The sequence below is a fragment of the Alteromonas sp. S015 genome, assembly GCF_036864485.1.
Classification (GTDB): domain Bacteria; phylum Pseudomonadota; class Gammaproteobacteria; order Enterobacterales; family Alteromonadaceae; genus Alteromonas.
This window is the reverse complement of record NZ_JAZETO010000003.1, coordinates 167,879-185,187: the sequence shown is the minus strand read 5'-3', so window position 1 is coordinate 185,187 and position 17,309 is coordinate 167,879. Positions and strand designations below refer to the sequence as shown.

The 17,309-nt window shown below is 45.7% G+C and carries 16 protein-coding genes; 6 read left to right on the top strand and 10 right to left on the bottom strand.

Going from position 1 to position 17,309, the window contains the following annotated elements; all coding sequences use genetic code 11:
* Nucleotides 1-88: 88 nt before the first annotated feature.
* Nucleotides 89-2,080, bottom strand: coding sequence for a glucans biosynthesis glucosyltransferase MdoH (mdoH, locus tag V7R42_RS07260; RefSeq protein ID WP_334019538.1), 1,992 nt, complete (start codon nucleotides 2,078-2,080; stop codon nucleotides 89-91).
* Nucleotides 2,061-3,686 carry a glucan biosynthesis protein G gene (locus tag V7R42_RS07255; protein ID WP_334019537.1) on the bottom strand — a complete coding sequence of 542 codons (1,626 nt, stop codon included), beginning with the start codon at nucleotides 3,684-3,686 and terminating at the stop codon, nucleotides 2,061-2,063. Before V7R42_RS07255 ends, mdoH begins: the two co-directional genes overlap by 20 nt.
* 811 nt (nucleotides 3,687-4,497) lie before the next feature.
* On the opposite strand from V7R42_RS07255, the gene V7R42_RS07250 reads away from it, so the two are divergent.
* Entirely contained in the window at nucleotides 4,498-5,052 is a 555-nt protein-coding gene (locus V7R42_RS07250) for an outer membrane beta-barrel protein (protein WP_334019536.1), read from the top strand.
* Nucleotides 5,053-5,144: 92 nt separating this feature from the next.
* On the opposite strand, the gene V7R42_RS07245 is transcribed toward V7R42_RS07250, so the two are convergent.
* From V7R42_RS07245 to V7R42_RS07230, 4 genes are read right to left on the bottom strand one after another with little or no spacing between them, the layout of a single operon-like run.
* A complete protein-coding gene (locus V7R42_RS07245) occupies nucleotides 5,145-5,378 on the bottom strand; it encodes a YheU family protein (protein ID WP_334019535.1) in 234 nt (77 codons plus the stop codon).
* 58 nt (nucleotides 5,379-5,436) lie between these two features.
* Nucleotides 5,437-6,471: a hydrolase gene (locus V7R42_RS07240; RefSeq protein WP_334019534.1), complete on the bottom strand. Its 1,035-nt coding sequence runs from the start codon at nucleotides 6,469-6,471 to the stop codon at nucleotides 5,437-5,439.
* Nucleotides 6,472-6,491: 20 nt separating this feature from the next.
* Entirely contained in the window at nucleotides 6,492-6,998 is a 507-nt protein-coding gene (locus V7R42_RS07235) for a TIGR02444 family protein (protein ID WP_334019533.1), read from the bottom strand.
* The gene (locus tag V7R42_RS07230; protein WP_334019532.1) at nucleotides 6,979-8,931 is read right to left on the bottom strand and encodes an ATP-binding cassette domain-containing protein; all 1,953 of its coding nucleotides are present in this window, start codon (nucleotides 8,929-8,931) and stop codon (nucleotides 6,979-6,981) included. Before V7R42_RS07230 ends, V7R42_RS07235 begins: the two co-directional genes overlap by 20 nt.
* 118 nt (nucleotides 8,932-9,049) lie before the next feature.
* Between V7R42_RS07230 and V7R42_RS07225 the strand changes: the two genes are divergently transcribed.
* Nucleotides 9,050-9,256, top strand: a complete 207-nt coding sequence (locus V7R42_RS07225; RefSeq protein ID WP_334019531.1) for a YheV family putative zinc ribbon protein — start codon at nucleotides 9,050-9,052, stop codon at nucleotides 9,254-9,256.
* A 178-nt stretch (nucleotides 9,257-9,434) separates the two neighbouring features.
* Nucleotides 9,435-10,547, top strand: a complete 1,113-nt coding sequence (locus V7R42_RS07220; protein WP_334019530.1) for a DUF748 domain-containing protein — start codon at nucleotides 9,435-9,437, stop codon at nucleotides 10,545-10,547.
* Nucleotides 10,548-10,569: 22 nt separating this feature from the next.
* Here the strand turns inward: V7R42_RS07220 and V7R42_RS07215 are convergent, their stop codons facing one another.
* The 3 genes from V7R42_RS07215 to V7R42_RS07205 all read right to left on the bottom strand — a co-directional run bounded on the left by V7R42_RS07215 (nucleotide 10,570) and on the right by V7R42_RS07205 (nucleotide 12,205).
* Nucleotides 10,570-10,728: a hypothetical protein gene (locus V7R42_RS07215; protein ID WP_334019529.1), complete on the bottom strand. Its 159-nt coding sequence runs from the start codon at nucleotides 10,726-10,728 to the stop codon at nucleotides 10,570-10,572.
* Nucleotides 10,729-11,014: 286 nt separating this feature from the next.
* Nucleotides 11,015-11,263, bottom strand: a complete 249-nt coding sequence (locus tag V7R42_RS07210) for a SlyX family protein (protein WP_334019528.1) — start codon at nucleotides 11,261-11,263, stop codon at nucleotides 11,015-11,017.
* A gap of 9 nt (nucleotides 11,264-11,272) precedes the next feature.
* Nucleotides 11,273-12,205, bottom strand: a complete 933-nt coding sequence (locus V7R42_RS07205) for a WD40 repeat domain-containing protein (protein ID WP_334019782.1) — start codon at nucleotides 12,203-12,205, stop codon at nucleotides 11,273-11,275.
* 197 nt (nucleotides 12,206-12,402) lie between these two features.
* Here V7R42_RS07205 and fkpA point away from each other — a divergent pair, with 197 nt between their 5' ends.
* Entirely contained in the window at nucleotides 12,403-13,188 is a 786-nt protein-coding gene (fkpA, locus tag V7R42_RS07200; RefSeq protein WP_334019527.1) for an FKBP-type peptidyl-prolyl cis-trans isomerase, read from the top strand.
* A gap of 266 nt (nucleotides 13,189-13,454) precedes the next feature.
* Here the strand turns inward: fkpA and V7R42_RS07195 are convergent, their stop codons facing one another.
* Entirely contained in the window at nucleotides 13,455-13,724 is a 270-nt protein-coding gene (locus V7R42_RS07195) for a hypothetical protein (protein ID WP_334019526.1), read from the bottom strand.
* Between the two features lie 173 nt (nucleotides 13,725-13,897).
* Between V7R42_RS07195 and greB the strand changes: the two genes are divergently transcribed.
* Together greB and V7R42_RS07185 are read left to right on the top strand one after the other, a co-directional pair.
* A complete protein-coding gene (gene greB / locus V7R42_RS07190) occupies nucleotides 13,898-14,383 on the top strand; it encodes a transcription elongation factor GreB (RefSeq protein WP_334019525.1) in 486 nt (161 codons plus the stop codon).
* Between the two features lie 178 nt (nucleotides 14,384-14,561).
* Nucleotides 14,562-16,910, top strand: coding sequence for a Tex family protein (locus V7R42_RS07185; protein WP_334019524.1), 2,349 nt, complete (start codon nucleotides 14,562-14,564; stop codon nucleotides 16,908-16,910).
* The last annotated feature ends 399 nt before the right edge of the window (nucleotides 16,911-17,309 follow it).

Here is a 17,309-nt window from a genome sequence, read left to right as displayed (position 1 = left end):
CGATAAAAACTAGGTGGCACGTCGATAAACGCAATAAAAAACCGCACATATGTGCGGTTTTTTTGTTTTGATATCTACTGTGAGTCCATTATGCGCTGTTAGGAAGCCTGTGACGCATAGGCAATGGCTTTTGACTTAACACTTGCTCCGGCATGCTCTGCCACGCGTTATCAGGAAGCGCAGGCACTTCTGCCTTGTGTTGTGAGATAGCGAAATACCCCATCGCAACGCGTAAACGCTTGAGCGCTTTGCATTCGTTTACTTCCTGGTCAATGACAAACACGCCCCACTTACGCATGGCTATGCCCAGTTTATCGCTGCTTGTTAAGCGGATAACCGGCGCCGCTAACACCATGCCTACCAATACAGGTAACAACCACATAAATAGCGACGGAGTGAAGTAGAAGGTGGTGACGCCCCACGCTACCGCTAAACAACTCATAATTTGCGTGTGCTTAATGGCAACTTTCCACGGCACCTTGCGCCCTTCACGCTCTTGCGCTTCCCATTTAACCGAGTGACCGACAAAAACACTAATTACAAAATAACTGTGATAGAACATCATTAACGGCGCAATAAGCACGGCCATAGCCAGCTCAATTACCGACCCTTTAAGCAAAGACCACGCGCCACCAAACTCGTCTCGGCGTTTTATTAACGCCAAGGTAATACCTAAAATTTTAGGTAAAAATAGTAAAGCCGCCGTGCCCCACATGGTTACCATCATCATGTCTTGACGCGCTACCTGCCAACTAGGGAACAGCTGGTATTCGGAAACGAAGAACTCCGGCACTGATGTGGCGCGAATTAACGCATCTGCTGTACCTAGCGCCAACATGCAAAACAGAATGAGTGAAGAGATGTACGCGAACGCACCAAATAAGAAGTGCAGGCGGTTTGCCATTTTAAGACCTTTCACGTTCAATAGCCCTAAATGCTGTATGTTGCCCTGCACCCAACGACGATCGCGAATAGCGTAGTCAACAATGTTACTTGGCACTTCTTCATAGCTACCCGTAGTGTCGGTAAGTAAGTACGCCTGCCAGCCAGCACGGCGCAGTAGCGCAGCCTCAACAAAGTCGTGACTTAGAATTTCACCACCAAAAGGTGCGCGTCCTTCTAGAGTAGGTAGCCCGCAATGCTGCATAAATGGGGCAATACGGATAATGGCATTGTGCCCCCAATAGTTCGCACTGTCTGTTTGCCAAAACGATAACCCCGTTGCGAGCATTGGGCTATACAGGTGAGCGGCAAACTGCACAAAACGACCAAAGAAAGTGTTTTGACGCACCGGCATTGGAATAGTCTGTACTAATGCCGTATCAGGGTTTTGTTCAATACGACAGGCCAAGTCTTGCATGCGCTCACCGCTCATCACACTGTCAGCATCTAATACAATCATCGACTCATAGTTTGCCCCCCAGCGTTCGCAAAATTCTTTGAGGTTACCCACTTTCCTATGCAGGTTTTGTTCGCGACGACGGTAAAACACTTGGCTAGAGAACGCGCCTAAACGCTTCTTCAAACGGGAAAAGGCACGTAGCTCTGCATCCGCTTTTTCCATATCGCGTGTATCGCTAAGCATGAAAAAATCGAATTTAGAACTGTTGTCACTTTCCATCAATTCGCGAATACAGGCTTCAAACCCCACCATAATACGGCGGGTATCTTCGTTATAAACCGGCATAACTACAGCGTGCTTTTGCGTTAATGGCACCGAAGTATCAGGAGGCGTTTGATTTCTACGCAAGCTCAACGGATCGATATTAAAAAGCTGCAGAAAGAAACCGATAATGCCTGTCCAAAACGCCATGCACAGCCAAGCAAATAGCGTTAACCCTAAACCTAACTGCGCAATTTCTAAGTTCGTAAGACCGTTAGGTAAAAAGATCTCGTACAAAGTCCAACCGGCCAGTGCCGTGCTTGGAATCACTAGCATTGCCATGATAAACAAACGCATATGCTCTCCTTTTAAGATGAAGTGTGAAGCACATGCAGTGCTATCACTTTTAACCTGAGGCACGGCTTTTGCCTCGTTCGATACCGATGTACTCGTGCGATTATTTTGATTGATAGACATAATTCCACACCTCACTCACACGTTTACCGTCTTTTTCAATATAAGCGCGCATATCTACCGTTTGCTTTTCTTTCGGCTTAACAAAGAAGGTGGCACGCCACTCTTGTCCGTCAGCAACAGGATAAAGGCGTTTCTGAGAAATCGAACCGTTAGTGCCTTGCACTACAAGCTTCATCGACTCGTTATCAAACTTAGTGGCAGATGGTGCACTGAAGTCCACGCTGAACTGTCGTGTCGTATTCAGACTGTCATTTTTAAACTCGTCACCCGGCAAGACAGCCTTGCCTTGGCGGGTACGTACAACTGATGCCAGCTCACTGACAAAAGGGTTTTGTTCTACGGTTTTAAGCTCGTAAGCGAAATACAGTGACTCGCCCGAATTGAATGGTTTTTCAGGCGTCCAAAATGCCACGATATTGTCGTGAATTTCAGATTTAGTCGGAATTTCTACCACTTCCAACCGGCCTTTCTCAAAACCTGCTTCTGGCGTCACCCATAGCCCTGGGCGTATATGGTAATTGGCCTCTGCGTCGAGGTAATTATCCCATTCGCCGTCGCGCTGAAGCATGCCGAATCCTTTAGGGTTTGCGTCGCTAAGTGACGTTACTTGAAGGCGAGTAGGATTAGTCAGTGGACGCCAAATCTCTTCTCCAGCGTGAGTTACCATGAGTACACCATCACTATCATGCACCTCTGGGCGATAGTCGTCATGGCGCTTTTCTGTGTTCTCGCCATACAAGAACATGCTGGTAAATGGGGCAATGCCTAGCTTGCTCACGTCGTCTCTGGCAAATAACCAGCTCTCTACCTTAACGCTGGTATCAATATCAGGCTGTATAACAAATTTGTAAGCGCCCGCAACAGATGGGCTTTCGAGACGTGCATAAATGGTGATGGGCTTACCTTCGCTTGGTTCAATAACCCAGAACTCCGTGAAATGGGGGAACTCTTCGCCTTCCGCTAAAGCCGTATCAATAGCAAGACCACGTGCAGAGATGCCATAAACTTGATTCTTACCTACAAGACGAAAATACGAGGCACCCAAAAATACAGCAAATTCGTCTTTGTACTCGTCGTTCTTAATAGGGTAATGAACGCGAAATCCAGCAAACCCTGACTTGTCGTCCGTCAACCCTGCCAAACTCGATGCGGACCCATCGTAGTTAAACATGTCACTGTTAAACGCTAAGCGCTGAGGCTTATTGCTTTCTCCAATGGTGTGAATAGTGACAGGGTATTCGTATAAAAAACCCGGATGAAAAAATTGCAGTTCGTAGTCATTTTCGCCATGCCATAAACTCTGCTCGGGCTTAAAGCGAATTGAACGATATGTGGTGTAGTCAATTTCTTTAAGCTTGCTGTTTAATCCGTGATCATCTTGCTCATAACTTTGTTTCGCTGATTTGCGTGCAGCGTCAATAATTGACTGCAGAACAGGTGATGTCTTTTGAGGCTGATTGCTGTTGTTAACCTCTACCGCTCCGGCTTGTTGAAACGAAAATAATGCGATAACACTTGTCATCGCTAAAAGAATGCTCGACAGCTTGCTGCGCTGGTGTGCATCCATTTGTAAAACTTTACTGAAAATTGAAACTGGCTCAGCCATTTGTCCTCTCCTTATGAAAACAATGGTTATCCGGATGGCTATCAATCGTTTTTATTCCTTAGCTACATATTGCGGTAAACAGAGATTCTGTTACTTGAAGATGTACATTTAAAAAAAGTACTGATTGAAACCATGCGAGAAAGGCGCTCTATTCCTTTCTTTATTCACCGGTATCGTGAAAACCGAATTCCTTGCCTAGTGGCTTAAGTGAACGTTGGATAACTCATAGTGACTTCAGCAAAAGCTGTTCCAACACTAAAAAAACGACTATCCTTTTTAAAAATTAACTTTATTTTCAGTGCTTTAAACTCTATCTCATCAAAATTAATTCATAATTACTCTGTTGTAAATTTGTCCGATGAGTTAGACAAAAGGTTAACTGTTGTTTTTTAGAGACAGGTACACGTGCCAACATGTCTGATTTTTAGGTCCACCATGCAAATTTACTTACCTGAACATCACCCGCTTGCTTTTCCTGTAATGATTTTATCTTTATAAATTAGTTAGATAGATAGCTTAAGCTTCACATTCTTATTCACATTTCTAGAAGTTGGCAAACGCTTTGCTATTCATTATGTTGATAAATTTATCGGACACTATTTCTTAACAGAAATAATAAAGATGGCATGAAGGCAAATGCAGCTTTGTGTTCATCAACTACGTAACCTTTTACAGTGCGTCGTAAAGCACTGACTTGCAGCGCGTTTTGCAAACTATCTAGAAGCATTGTGAAAAAACTAGAACGTTTTTGAAAAACAATAACGCTTTCGTTGTACAAGGCGGGTTACTACACATACTAAGGAGTTATCACATGCGTAAATCAATCACACTTATTGCAGCAGCACTCACTGCGGCAACGTTTCCTCTTACCGCGATGGCCGACAAGCCGGACTGGCGTTACGTAGAAGGTGGTTACACCAAAATGGACTTTGATGACAATGAGTCTTTCGAGCCAGATGGTTTAACAGTTAACGGTAAATACCTATTGAACAGCAACTGGTACTTAAACGGCGAGTATAGCTTCTTTGAAGAAGGTAACTTCGACTTTGATATGCTGACTCTCGGTGCGGGATACCGTTTACCTGTTAACGCTACGACAGACGCGTATTTTGGTGCCAACATAGAACGCATTGACGGCGACGTAGATGACGAAACAGGTTACAGCATTAATGCAGGGCTTCGCTCAATGATTACAGAACAAGTTGAGTTGGCAGGTGAAGTGGGTTACTACGATGTAGACAACGGCGAAGCGACGTTCAGAGTAGGCGCTAACTACTACATCACGCCTCAGTGGGCTGTAGGCGCAAACTACAGAATCATTGATGATTTGGACATTATGCAGGTAACTGCGCGTTACGCGTTTTAAGCCTTCCTCTCCTCAGGTAGGTAGCCGGGTTGCTCGACCCGGCTTTTTTATGCCTGTTTTTCAAGGAGGCGGTCATTCTTCCGCTTCGCTATCTATTCAGCTGCGTCGCTAGGCTCAACATCTTCTTTTCTTTTTATATCTACACTTTCATGAAGCTCTGAGTAGACCAGTACTGCTTCGCCTGACTTTAACCTGTCTAGCACCTGCTTAACTTTTACTTCTAACTCAACTTCCTCCGCGCCATAGTCGGTGCCTTCGCGCAATACAAAAGATTCGGCCAAGCTATAAAGCGTATCGGCTTCTAGCGCGTCAATAGGAATTATCATTCACACTCCTGAAAAAAACGTTTCATAAAATTTAAACGACGCCAATATCATCGCGCTGTTAACGACTGACATAACCACAGGTTGTATCTACCGGTAAGACGTCACTTACAAAACGCTTCACCCGTTCGTGCAGCCATACTTTTGGATTTAATATAGAACCTTGCATGAAACCAACGTGACCGCCTCGTTCACTTAACTCTACGGTTACGTTGCGCGCTAGCTCTTCTTCTTTGGGCACAATTAAGTGGTTCATAAAGGGATCATCTATGCTGTGCAATACCAGTGTAGGGCAGTGGATGGCGCTTAGAAAGTGATATGCGCTGCACTTTTCATAGTAGTCTTGCGCGTCTGCAAAACCGTGAAGCGGAGCCGTGATCTTTTCATCAAATTGGGTAAAGCTAGAAATGCCTTCCACATCACTTTTTGTAAGCTGAATAAGCTTGCGGTAATCAATGTATTCCATCTTCTTTCGCAAGGTATCTTTCATGCTAGTAAGTAAATACTTTTGATATACCCGCGAAAACCCCTGATTAATTGATTTTGCACATTCAGAAAGTTTAAGTGGTGAAGAAATGGCAATCGCTGCCTTAAGCCACTTTTGCGCAGGGTTTTCACCCAACAGTTTCAATAGCATGTTGCCGCCAAGGGAAAAGCCGATGGCCACTTTAGGAATTCGTGGAAATTTATCGTGAAGCCATTCCAAGAAAAAGCTGGGGTCTTCTGTTTCACCACTGTGGTAAGCCCGCGCTTTTAAATTCGGTACGCCGCTACAGCCGCGATAGTGCATCATTACCACCTGCCAACCATTCACTGACAACTGGGCCATCATATCGTTTGCATAATGTGACTTAATGCTACCCTCCAACCCATGAAACATCACAACAATGCCTGATGTTTCCCGCGGTTTTGGTCCCCACGCCACATCTACGAAGTCGTCGTCCGGTAATGTAAGACGCTCCATGTCGTAAGACAGTGGTAAACGCTTTTGAATAAAACGCGGCCATATGGTTTGCACATGACGGTTCTTCGCCCATCCCGGCACCTTAAAGCTACTTTTTATTATCTTTCCGTGCGATAGCGCTGATTTACTCATTGTATTTTCTTATTGTGTTTTTACGATAATTGTTTAACAACAAAGCTCACTAGCTGGCGTGCCTCGTTGTTGTCTCGCAGCCCGTATGCATTGATAAACGCAGCGATAGACGCGTTAAATATGTTCGTTGACGGTGTTTGCTGACCCAAGTGTGTAACCGCCTGCTCATTAAAAGACGCAACAATATCCTGCTGCTGTTGTCTTTCAAGCGCTAACTCTTGCGCTTTGAGTGCGTTATAACCTGATTGATCGCCGCCTTTTTCGGGGCTAGCAGCCCTCCGCTGAGCACGATGCTGCGTTAACTTTTCTTCGGTTGCTTTTGAAGCCACTATCACTGCCTTAAGCTGTGGCAGATTAATGACGACATTATTCTCTAAACACCAGCAAATCAGCAAGAGAACGTTTACATTCACCTTGTGGTTGTCTTGCAGCAGAAGTGCAAGGGCGGCCATATCGCCTTTGGTATAGCGAGAAACGCTATATTCCCAAAACGCGCTATTTTCGATATTAGGCGTTGGCATTGTCATACTCTTCTCGTTTTAGCTCAATTTGCTCTTGGGCATCTAGCCATGCCATCTCTTCTTCTTCAAGCTGTTGCTTCAGCTGGGTTTGCTTGTCGAGTAAGCCCATAAGCTCCGCTTTTTTGTCTTCGCTGTAAAGCGAAGTATCGGCAAGTGAAGCTTCCACCTCAGCCAAAGCAGCACCACATTTTTCCATGGCTTTTTCGTGTTTTTCAATGGCTTTTTTAAGCGGCGCAACCCTTTGCCTAAACTCCGCTTCACGGCGCTTTTCTTCTTTACGATCTAATTTGCGTTCCGGCTTGCTTTGCCCGCCAACCTCTTGATGCTCTTCGTTTTTGGCGTCGCTGTTGGCCTTGGCTTTTTCCGCAGCCTGCTGTTTTAAAATCCAGTCGCGATAATCGTCTAAGTCGCCTTTAAATGGCTCAACTTCACCGCTGTCTACCAAATAAAAGTCTTCACATACTGAGGAAAGTAAGAAGCGGTCGTGGGATACCAGTACCATGGCGCCTTCAAAACCTTGAAGCGCTATATTCAGCGCATGGCGCATTTCTAAATCTAAGTGGTTGGTAGGCTCATCCAGCAGCAATAAGTTAGGCTTCTGATAAACAATTAATGCCAATACTAAGCGCGCCTTTTCACCGCCCGACATGGGTGCCACGGGCGCCAACGCTTCGTCGCCATTAAATCCAAAACCGCCCAGATAGTCGCGAAGCTGCTGTTCGGTGGCTTTTTCGTCAATGCGCTGCAAATGAAGAAGCGGGGTAGCGTTAGCATCTAATGTTTCTAACTGATGTTGAGCAAAGTAACCAATCTTAAGACCTTTAGCCGTATTAAAAAAACCTTGCTTTGGCGCGTGCACACCCGCCAATAATTTGATTAGCGTAGATTTACCCTGCCCGTTTCTTCCTAGAAGACCTATTCTGCTGCCAGGTACTAAATTGAGTTTCACCTGTTGCAGCACAATATGATCGTCGTAACCCAGCTGTATCTTTTCCATTTGCACAAGCGGGTTGGGCAGTGCCGACGGCGGCGCAAAGGAAAAGCTAAATGGGCTTGCCATATGAGCTGGCAACAAGGTTTCCATTCTCTCCAACTGCTTAATACGACTTTGCGCTTGCTTAGCTTTACTCGCTTTGGCTTTAAACCGGGTAATAAACGAATTGAGGTGCGCTACTTTTTGCTGCTGCTTTTCATATTCAATGTTTTGCAAGCGAATACGTTCAGCACGCTGAGTTTCGTAAGACGAGTAGTTACCGGTGTAGGTGATAAGCTTCTGTTGCTCAACACTGATAATTTGCGCAACCGTGTTGTCGATAAAGGCTTTATCGTGAGAAATCAGCAACAGCGTTCCCGCATAGCGCTGAAGCCATTTCTCTAGCCAAATAACGGCGTCTAAGTCTAAGTGGTTAGTGGGCTCATCAAGCAGCAGTAAGTCTGAAGGACAAAGCAGCGCTTGAGCTAGGTTTAGGCGCATACGCCAGCCACCTGAAAAATCGCTAACTGGCGCGCTTAACTGCACATTGGTAAACCCAAGACCCGACAGAATGGTCGCTGCGCGCGCTTCCACGTCGTATGCTCCAGCTTGCTCGAGCTGCCCGTGAATTTGGCCTATTTTAACGCCATCACCACTTTCTTCAGCGGCTTCTAATTGCGCCTGTAGATTACGTAAATGTTTGTCACCGTCCACCACATAGTCTATCGCAGTCCGGTCGATTGCTGGCGTTTCCTGTGCCACGCTGACAATTCGCCAATCACTTGGTACGCTGCAGTCACCAGCATCGACACTTAACTCACTTCTCAGCAGTGCAAAAAGCGTGGACTTTCCGCAGCCGTTACTGCCAATCAGCGCTACTTTGTGGCCTGGAAAAACTTGCGCCGACGCCTCTTCTAGCAGCATTTTGCGACCGCGAAGTAGCGATACATTTGAAAGCTTTATCATGAGTAACCTGTGATGGAACAAACTAGGGCGCGTATAATATCAAAAACTTAAGGTAAAAGCTGATCAACACTTACCATTTCAAGGTATAATAATTGCGAAATTCTCCTAAGGTGTATGTATGTCAAAACGTGTAAAACGCCGCTTTGTTGCAGGGGCTACGTGCCCAAAATGCCAAGAGCTAGATACAATTTCGTTATATTTTGAAAATAACGTAGAAAAGTTGGAGTGCGTTGCGTGCGGATACAACGAAACACAAACTGACGAAAAAGTCAGTGCCGCCACGCGCTCAAACGAAAATGTGATTGGTATCTTTAAACCGCACTAGCATTCCTACCCACGTTTCAGTAAATCTTACCGTCCAGCCTGTGTAATACCTTACAACGTTGTGCTCAGGCTTTTTGCAAACTTCTCTTCATACCACGCCGACACTGGATATCCTCGTGACCTAATGAAAAAGGTTACTCAGGCATAATTTTTGTATTTCCTACGTAAAGGAGTGAAATATGAAACATGCTAAAAAACGTGTCTGCTATGTCCTTGTAGCCTTGTTGTTTACGCTTATCGCCATAAGACTATATCTGCCTTACGCCGCAGCGTCATACATCAACACAACGTTGAGTCAGTCAAACGAGTACGATGGCCGCGTGGGCGACGTAGATTTAATGCTATGGCGTGGTGCATACAGCTTAGAATATGTATTGCTCTATAAAGCGAACGGACAAGTAGATAGGCCACTATTCAAAGCAGACTATGTGGAGTTTACGCTTTCATGGTCACAACTATTCAAGGGCGCTGCGGTAGGTAACGTAGTCGTTAACTCCCCAGAGATTAATTTTGTTGACGGGAATACGGAAGAGAAAAGCCAGTCAGGTAAGAATGAGAATTGGCTGTCTATCGCTGACCAACTATTCCCTTTGCGCATCGACAAGCTAACTATCAACCAAGGGAAAGTCGCTTTCCACAACCCCGATACTTCTCCGGTTATCGACATTGCGCTTCATGATATTCAGCTTGAAGTGAATAACTTGGTGAATAGCGATAATTTGTCGGACTCTCGCGTAGCGACGGCTAAAGCTAGAGGACAAACGGCGCAGCGAGGTACTATTTCACTAAACGCCAAACTCAACCCCGCAACAACAGCCCCCACATTTGACGTAGATATTCAAGCTGACAACGTTGGGCTAGTGAACTTTAAAAACCTACTCGATACCTATGCACCGTTTGATCTGGAAGCTGGCACCCTCACGCTTGCTGCCGAGGTCGCGTCTAACGAAGGCCAAGTAAAAGGCTATATCAAACCCATTTTGCATAATGTGGAAGTATTTTCTTGGAAGGGCGATATTGAGCGTGACGGCGACGGTTTCGTTGAAGGCAGCGTTGAAGCGATTTCCGCGTTTGTCACCGAACTGTTTGAAAACCAAAGCGAAGACCAGATAGCCACACGTATTCCTATTGAAGGCGACTTATCAAGTCCAGACACCCATACGTGGGAGGCATTTACCGCTATTTTAAAAAATGCGTTTATTGAGGCTTTTAACGGCAATGTGGAGGAAAGCATAGAGTTAGATAGACTTGAGCTGGACAAGTTGGAAGCATCTGAAGGCTCTGCTAGTTAAGAGCCCTCGCCGCTGAGCGCGCTTAAATAGTACAGCTATCGCCACAATCATTGGCGCCATCGCGCATACCTTCAATCTCTTGACTCTCTTGCTTGTCTTTTTCAGCCTGTTTCTCTGCTACTGACTGCTCAACAGAGTCAAAATCGATGCTATTAAACGCATCCATATCAAAATCGCTCATAACTCACTCTCTTAAATAGTAAAAAAGGCTTCTCTTTACTGAAGCCTTTGTATCAGGGGACAAGTGTAATTCAAATGTACATTCTGGCTAAATGAAGACTTCGCCTATCTCATAACAAGATGAACTAGCATGATGTTTGGTTAAACACTACTGTACATCAACGAAGCGCCCTTGATGTCTTCACAGGCCTCTTCTCACGGTGAGCGCCCCGCAATAAGTGTCATCGCCAATGGACGTGTTCCAAATATAAATACCGCATTGCAATTGCTACTGCGCTACAATTGTTCTAGTAATGCGGAGGCGGGGTTTCTTCTGACTGCTTAGCAATGTTAGACGGCTCGATAGACTTCACGCGGTCAATTACGTGGCGTACTTTAAAAGCTAAATCGTCAAGCTGCTTTTGCTGTGAAGAAAGCGCGTCGTTTAGCGCCTCAATGGTGTGTTCTTGAAACGCTACCTTGGTTTGAAGCTCTTCAATATAGCTATTGGCGCTATCTATTTGCTGTTGTAAATGCTCAGCGCTTTTGTCTGTCATGTAAGTTCTCTATCTCTTTCGTTGCCATTCTTCGGCAAGGCCACTACTGCTTATAGACAATATATTATCATTGGGGAGGAAGGCGACGCCATACACAACTGCGGTCGGCGGTGAAATTGACTCTCGTGAAGCAACCTGTATGGATTGCACTTGTTCGCCGGTTTTCAAATCCCATAGGTAAACTTTTCGAGCCGGGGAACCCGTTAGTAAAAACTGGCCGTCTTTGGAAAACTCAACGTCTGTGAAGATTTTCTGGCGCGCTGCATATTTGAGGGATGCCACAGGCTGCCCAGTTTGCACATTCCACACTTGCGACTTGCTCTGGCTGTCGGCAGTAAAAGCAAAGCGGCCTTCATCATCAAGCGCTACTTTTGTTACTCGCGTGGGATGGGTGAAAGTATGAATTATTTGCCCAGTGTCAGTGCTCCATAAATACGCAATGTAGTCGTTGCCGCCCGTCAATGCGAACTTACCGTTAGGAGAAATATCAATGGAGTTAACCTTTTCCTGATGCCCTAAAAATTCCAATCGACGAGAGGTACGAGGTTCAAAGTACATTACTGTGCCATTTGAGCGTGCCACCAATATGCCGTTGCCGTTATCGGTAACCACTACATCTCTAATTGATGACTCGTCAATGCGCCAAAAACCTTCAGGCTCGCCAGTTTCCATACTCCATAGCGCAAAAGCCTCTCGGTCAGCGGTAACAACGTAGCGTTTGTCGGCACTAATGTGCACTGACATAACAAGGTTATCCCCTTCTCCTTGGTGGCTCCAGTGGTAAAGCGGCTCATTTTGGCCTAACCTCCACACGTTCACCCCGTTATTCACGCCAGACACCACCGCTAGTGTGCCGTCAGTAGAAATATCTGCCGCATATGCACCTTCTTCTACATGACGCCACTGCTGTATTGGCGTAGTATCAGGGACGGAGCATCCCATGGAATTACCTATAAGTACGATGAGTAACACTATTCTATGGAACATTTGAGGCCTAAACATAATCGAATGGGTTTCGCTTTGTAAACGCTAGGTTTAACATAGCACGGATCACGCATCTTTAACTATCGTGCACACTGCCTTAGATGCAGCAGTATAGACATAGACGCATGATGATAATAATTAATGGAGACGTTTTTATGCAGAAGTCGCTCGTTGCCTTATCGACTATCGCTGCGCTAGGCCTTTTCGCTTGCCAGCCAAATACATCTGATGAGGCCGCTTCTACAAGCGCTGACAGTGCAAAAACAACTGCAGTTTCAGCAGAAGAAATGACAGATACACAAAAGCAAGCTTATGCCATGGGCGCAAGCATGGGTTTATTTGTTAGCAACCGTGCAGAGCAGCAAGCGCAGCTAGGTTTAACCCTAGACCAAGATGCGCTACAACAAGGTTTTAAAGACGGCCTAAACGACACCCTTAAGTTCACGCCAGAGCAAATTCAGCAAATCGCTCAAGAAGGCGAAGAAGTATTGCGCGCTAAACAGCAAGAAATGGCTGAACAAGCTGCTGAGAAAAATATTGAAGCAGGTCTTGCTTACCTAGAAGAAAACGGGAAGAAAGAAGGCGTAGTAACGACAGAGTCTGGTCTTCAGTACGAAGTGCTTGAAGAAGGCGAGGGCGCAAGCCCAGAAGCGACAGACATTGTAAAAGTTCACTACCGTGGCACCTTACTAGATGGAACAGAGTTCGACTCATCTTACAAGCGTGGCGAGCCAGCAGAGTTTCCACTTAATCGCGTTATTTCTGGTTGGACTGAAGGCGTTCAGTTGATGAAGGAAGGTGCAAAATACCGCTTCCACATTCCATCTGAGCTTGCTTATGGTGCGCGCTCTACGGGCGCAATCACACCAAACTCGACACTTATCTTTGACGTTGAGTTACTCGAAGTCGTTAAGCCTGAAGCAGAAGCGCCAGCGGAATAAGTTAGTGCTTTAAGAAAAAGAGAAAGCCGACGCATAGCGTCGGCTTTTTTGTTTTAGTGAGTCAGCGTGATCCTTGCTTACCTTTTCCCTACGAGCTAGTGGATTTTCACCACGCGCGTACCCAAATAGTAAAGTGGGTTATTCAATATGCTTGGTGCCTCGAATTACATTGTTAAGCATAGTCTAAAGTGACAAAATTTCACGACCCGAATACGGTCTTTTTGGAACTTTTTCGCCTTAAAATTTAATGCTTAAAACGAAAGGTTTTAACGCTGAGGTACGCGCCGTCTTTCCGTACGCACCTTGAACGCTGCAAAATGGTTTAATAGCGACTGTCCCACCTTGTACATGGCACAACCTAAAAAGATATATATCACGGTTTGCATGCTATTTAAGCGTACAACGGTATCAAGCAAAGCATACAACAATAACAGCGCGCCGCTCAAAAACAGCATAAAACCGATGATAGTACCGCTGGTTTGGAACGGATGGCTCTCCGACCGTTTGCGGTTCAACATTGGTATCCTATTACGCATTCATTTTCCCTAATAGTTTGACTGTTATTTATACTACGACACTGAACGAAAGGTTTATGTTCAATAATTATTCAATCTGTCTCTTTTGTCACTTTTTGACATACAGAAAGATTGCGTTTTGCCTTATTACCCACATAAAGTAAGGGAATTGGTTGGATTATTTATAGGACATTGTGAAAACACCGCTTATCACTCGAAAGGGCTATTTAAAGCTGAAACAAGAACTGGATTTCTTGTGGCGCGAAGAACGGCCTGAAATTACTCGTAAGGTCACTTGGGCAGCAAGCCTTGGCGACAGAAGCGAGAATGCCGACTATCAATACAACAAAAAGAAGCTACGCGAAATTGATCGCCGCGTGCGTTATCTTCGCAAGTGCTTGGAAAACCTAAAGGTTGTGGACTACGATTCACAACAAGAGGGGAAAGTCTTCTTTGGTGCCTGGGTTGAAATTGAAAATGACGCGGGCAAAGTCATGGAACTTAGACTTGTGGGTTACGACGAAATTTTCGGCAAAAAGGATTATATTTCTATCGACTCTCCTATGGCCCGAGCACTGCTTGGCAAAGAAGAAGACGACGAGTTTGTTGTAAGAACCGAAGCGGGCACAAAAGAGTGGTGGATAAATCGTATTTGGTACGACGCTACAGACAAACTGTGAGCACGAATATGTCTCGTTTAATCGACCATTTGTAACACAATGATCAGACGACTTCCCTTACACCGCGGTGATATACTCACCGCTTCTGTTTTCATTACCGGCGCTGTGTATATAAACCTTTCACACACCGTTTATTCGCCATTGCCTGACGCGAATTATTAGTATCTTAGAGCGACTTATGATTATCAATAAAATTGCAGATGAACTTAGCGTTCAACCTTCGCAAGTAACTGCCGCAGTGAAACTTCTTGATGAGGGGTCTACCGTGCCTTTTATCGCGCGCTACAGAAAGGAAGTGACACAAGGCCTTGATGACACGCAGCTGCGTACCTTAGAACAGCGTTTAACCTACTTGCGAGAGCTTGAAGAACGCCGCGATGTTATTCTTAAATCTATTGAGGAACAAGGCAAACTAACTGACGAGCTTAAAAGCAGTATCACCAGCGCTGACAGTAAAACGACACTTGAAGACTTGTACTTACCCTACAAGCCTCGTCGACGCACAAAAGGCCAGATTGCTATTGAAGCCGGCCTAGAACCTTTAGCTGATACCTTGTTTACTCACCCTGACACCGATGCTGAAAGTGCAGCAAGCGAATATGTGAATGCCGATAGTGGCATTGCTGATACCAAAGCAGCGTTAGAAGGGGCCCGTTATATTTTAATGGAGCGCTTCGCCGAAGACGCTGCGCTATTAGCAAAAGTACGCAAGTACCTAACGGAAAACGCCTACGTAAAAAGCACCTTAGTGCCAGGCAAAGAACAAGAAGCCGCCAAATATAAAGACTATTTTGAACACAGTGAGAAGTACAAGAACGTGCCGTCTCACCGCGCGTTGGCAATGTTCAGAGGTCGCAACGAAGGCATGCTTCACATTCAACTAGATGCCGATCCGCAGTCAGAAGACAACGGCCCGTCGCATTGCGAACATATTATTGCCAGCCACTACGATATTATGCACCGAGGCCGTGGCGCAGATGACTTCCTGGCTCAGGTTGTACAGTGGACGTGGAAAATCAAAATTGGTTTACACATGGAAACTGAGCTATTCAGCGCACTTCGTGAGCGCGCAGAAGATGAAGCCATTGAGGTGTTTGCTAAAAACTTAAACGACCTCTTAATGGCTGCGCCTGCAGGTGCGAAAACGACGATGGGCCTAGATCCTGGTTTGAGAACCGGCGTTAAGGTAGCGGTAGTAGACAGCACAGGTAAAGTGGTCGCAACCAACACCATATTCCCGCATGCGCCACAAAATCAATGGGATAAATCTATTCGTACGCTCACCACGTTGTGTAAGCAATACAAGGTAGATTTGATCAGCATTGGCAACGGTACAGGTTCGCGCGAAACTGACAAATTGGTTGGCGAAATGCTCAAGAACAATAGTGAGCTTACTGCGCAGAAAATTATGGTCAGTGAAGCGGGCGCATCGGTGTATTCAGCCTCTGAGCTTGCTTCAAAGGAGTTACCTGACCTCGATGTGTCAATTCGCGGTGCAGTGTCTATCGCTCGACGCCTGCAAGACCCACTGGCAGAGCTGGTTAAAATTGAGCCTAAAGCCATTGGTGTTGGCCAATATCAGCACGATGTAAGCCAAAGCCAGTTGGGCAAGTCGCTAGACCGTGTTATTGAAGACTGTGTAAACGCTGTAGGGGTTGACTTAAACACGGCATCGCCCGCGTTATTGAGCTACGTATCAGGCTTAAATAAAACCCTAGCGCATAACATTGTTAATTTCAGAGACACTAATGGTGCTTTCCCAGACCGTAAAGCACTACTGAAAGTAGAACGGTTAGGGCCTAAAGCGTTTGAACAAGCGGCAGGCTTCCTTCGCATTGTTAACGGTACAAACCCTCTTGATGCCTCTGCGGTTCATCCTGAAGCCTACCCTGTGGTTGATAAGATTGTTGATACTACCGCTGTTGCGGTTAACGACATCATAGGCAATACCGAGCTATTAAAAAGCTTATCGCCAGATACATTTACCAGCGACGCGTTCGGTCTTCCCACCGTTAAAGACATTCTAAAAGAGCTAGATAAACCAGGCCGCGACCCTCGCCCAGAGTTTAAAACTGCTGCGTTTAAAGAAGGCGTTGAAACCATTAACGACCTTAAGCCGGGTATGATCCTAGAGGGCGTAGTGAGCAACGTGGCGAATTTTGGCGCGTTTGTTGATGTGGGCGTACATCAAGATGGGTTGGTGCATATTTCTGCACTAACGAACAAGTTTATCTCAGACCCTCGCGAGGTGGTTAAAGCGGGCGATATTGTGAAAGTAAAGGTGCTTGAAGTAGACGTACCGCGCAAGCGTATTTCCTTCACCATGCGCTTAGAGGACACACCGAGTCAAAGCAATAATGCAGGCGGAAAGCCAGCTGCAGGTAAACCACAAAATAAAGGGGCTGGGCGTGCTAACGCAAAAGCAACCCCGCGTTCGAATCAGGGGGGCGGCAATCGCAATAGCCAACCTCAAAATAGCGCTATGGGTAACGCCTTTGCCGACGCATTCGCTAAAGCGAAAAAGTAAATGGTAGCGATTCACCATAACTTACCGTTACTTATAAAGGGCCTGTCACTGACAGGTCCTTTTTGTATGACGCTTCCCATTAGCCTGTGGTTTTTGCTACATTAGAACAGGCGCATAGAAATTCGTGTGCACAAATACGCTTCAATCAAGCGCACTACTATATAAAATACCGAAACAATGAAAAGGTGTGGGTCACACCGAAACCGAAGTTCGTATGTTGTTGGCGTTTACTGAGGCCGTTGACATCTTCTAAGTGCCTTAACGTTTAACGAAGGTAATGTTGCTCATTTGACCACAGCCTTTTTCTAGGCAGCACTTTCGGACAACCATAATGAGCAAAGGGCTATCGACCTTTGATGTACGAGCGTTTTACCTGCTTGTACAGCAAAGTTCATCTGC

What these genes read in the sequence shown, in the direction of transcription:
- fkpA (WP_334019527.1), top strand. Translation starts at nt 12,403, where the DNA reads ATGCAGAAGTCGCTCGTTGCCTTATCGACTATCGCTGCGCTAGGCCTT.
- V7R42_RS07210 (WP_334019528.1), bottom strand. Translation starts at nt 11,263, where the DNA reads ATGACAGACAAAAGCGCTGAGCATTTACAACAGCAAATAGATAGCGCC.
- V7R42_RS07195 (WP_334019526.1), bottom strand. Translation starts at nt 13,724, where the DNA reads ATGCGTAATAGGATACCAATGTTGAACCGCAAACGGTCGGAGAGCCAT.
- V7R42_RS07220 (WP_334019530.1), top strand. Translation starts at nt 9,435, where the DNA reads ATGAAACATGCTAAAAAACGTGTCTGCTATGTCCTTGTAGCCTTGTTG.
- V7R42_RS07255 (WP_334019537.1), bottom strand. Translation starts at nt 3,686, where the DNA reads ATGGCTGAGCCAGTTTCAATTTTCAGTAAAGTTTTACAAATGGATGCA.
- V7R42_RS07235 (WP_334019533.1), bottom strand. Translation starts at nt 6,998, where the DNA reads ATGACAATGCCAACGCCTAATATCGAAAATAGCGCGTTTTGGGAATAT.
- V7R42_RS07225 (WP_334019531.1), top strand. Translation starts at nt 9,050, where the DNA reads ATGTCAAAACGTGTAAAACGCCGCTTTGTTGCAGGGGCTACGTGCCCA.
- V7R42_RS07250 (WP_334019536.1), top strand. Translation starts at nt 4,498, where the DNA reads ATGCGTAAATCAATCACACTTATTGCAGCAGCACTCACTGCGGCAACG.
- V7R42_RS07240 (WP_334019534.1), bottom strand. Translation starts at nt 6,471, where the DNA reads ATGAGTAAATCAGCGCTATCGCACGGAAAGATAATAAAAAGTAGCTTT.
- V7R42_RS07205 (WP_334019782.1), bottom strand. Translation starts at nt 12,205, where the DNA reads ATGGGATGCTCCGTCCCTGATACTACGCCAATACAGCAGTGGCGTCAT.
- mdoH (WP_334019538.1), bottom strand. Translation starts at nt 2,080, where the DNA reads ATGTCTATCAATCAAAATAATCGCACGAGTACATCGGTATCGAACGAG.
- V7R42_RS07215 (WP_334019529.1), bottom strand. Translation starts at nt 10,728, where the DNA reads ATGAGCGATTTTGATATGGATGCGTTTAATAGCATCGATTTTGACTCT.
- V7R42_RS07230 (WP_334019532.1), bottom strand. Translation starts at nt 8,931, where the DNA reads ATGATAAAGCTTTCAAATGTATCGCTACTTCGCGGTCGCAAAATGCTG.
- V7R42_RS07245 (WP_334019535.1), bottom strand. Translation starts at nt 5,378, where the DNA reads ATGATAATTCCTATTGACGCGCTAGAAGCCGATACGCTTTATAGCTTG.
- V7R42_RS07185 (WP_334019524.1), top strand. Translation starts at nt 14,562, where the DNA reads ATGATTATCAATAAAATTGCAGATGAACTTAGCGTTCAACCTTCGCAA.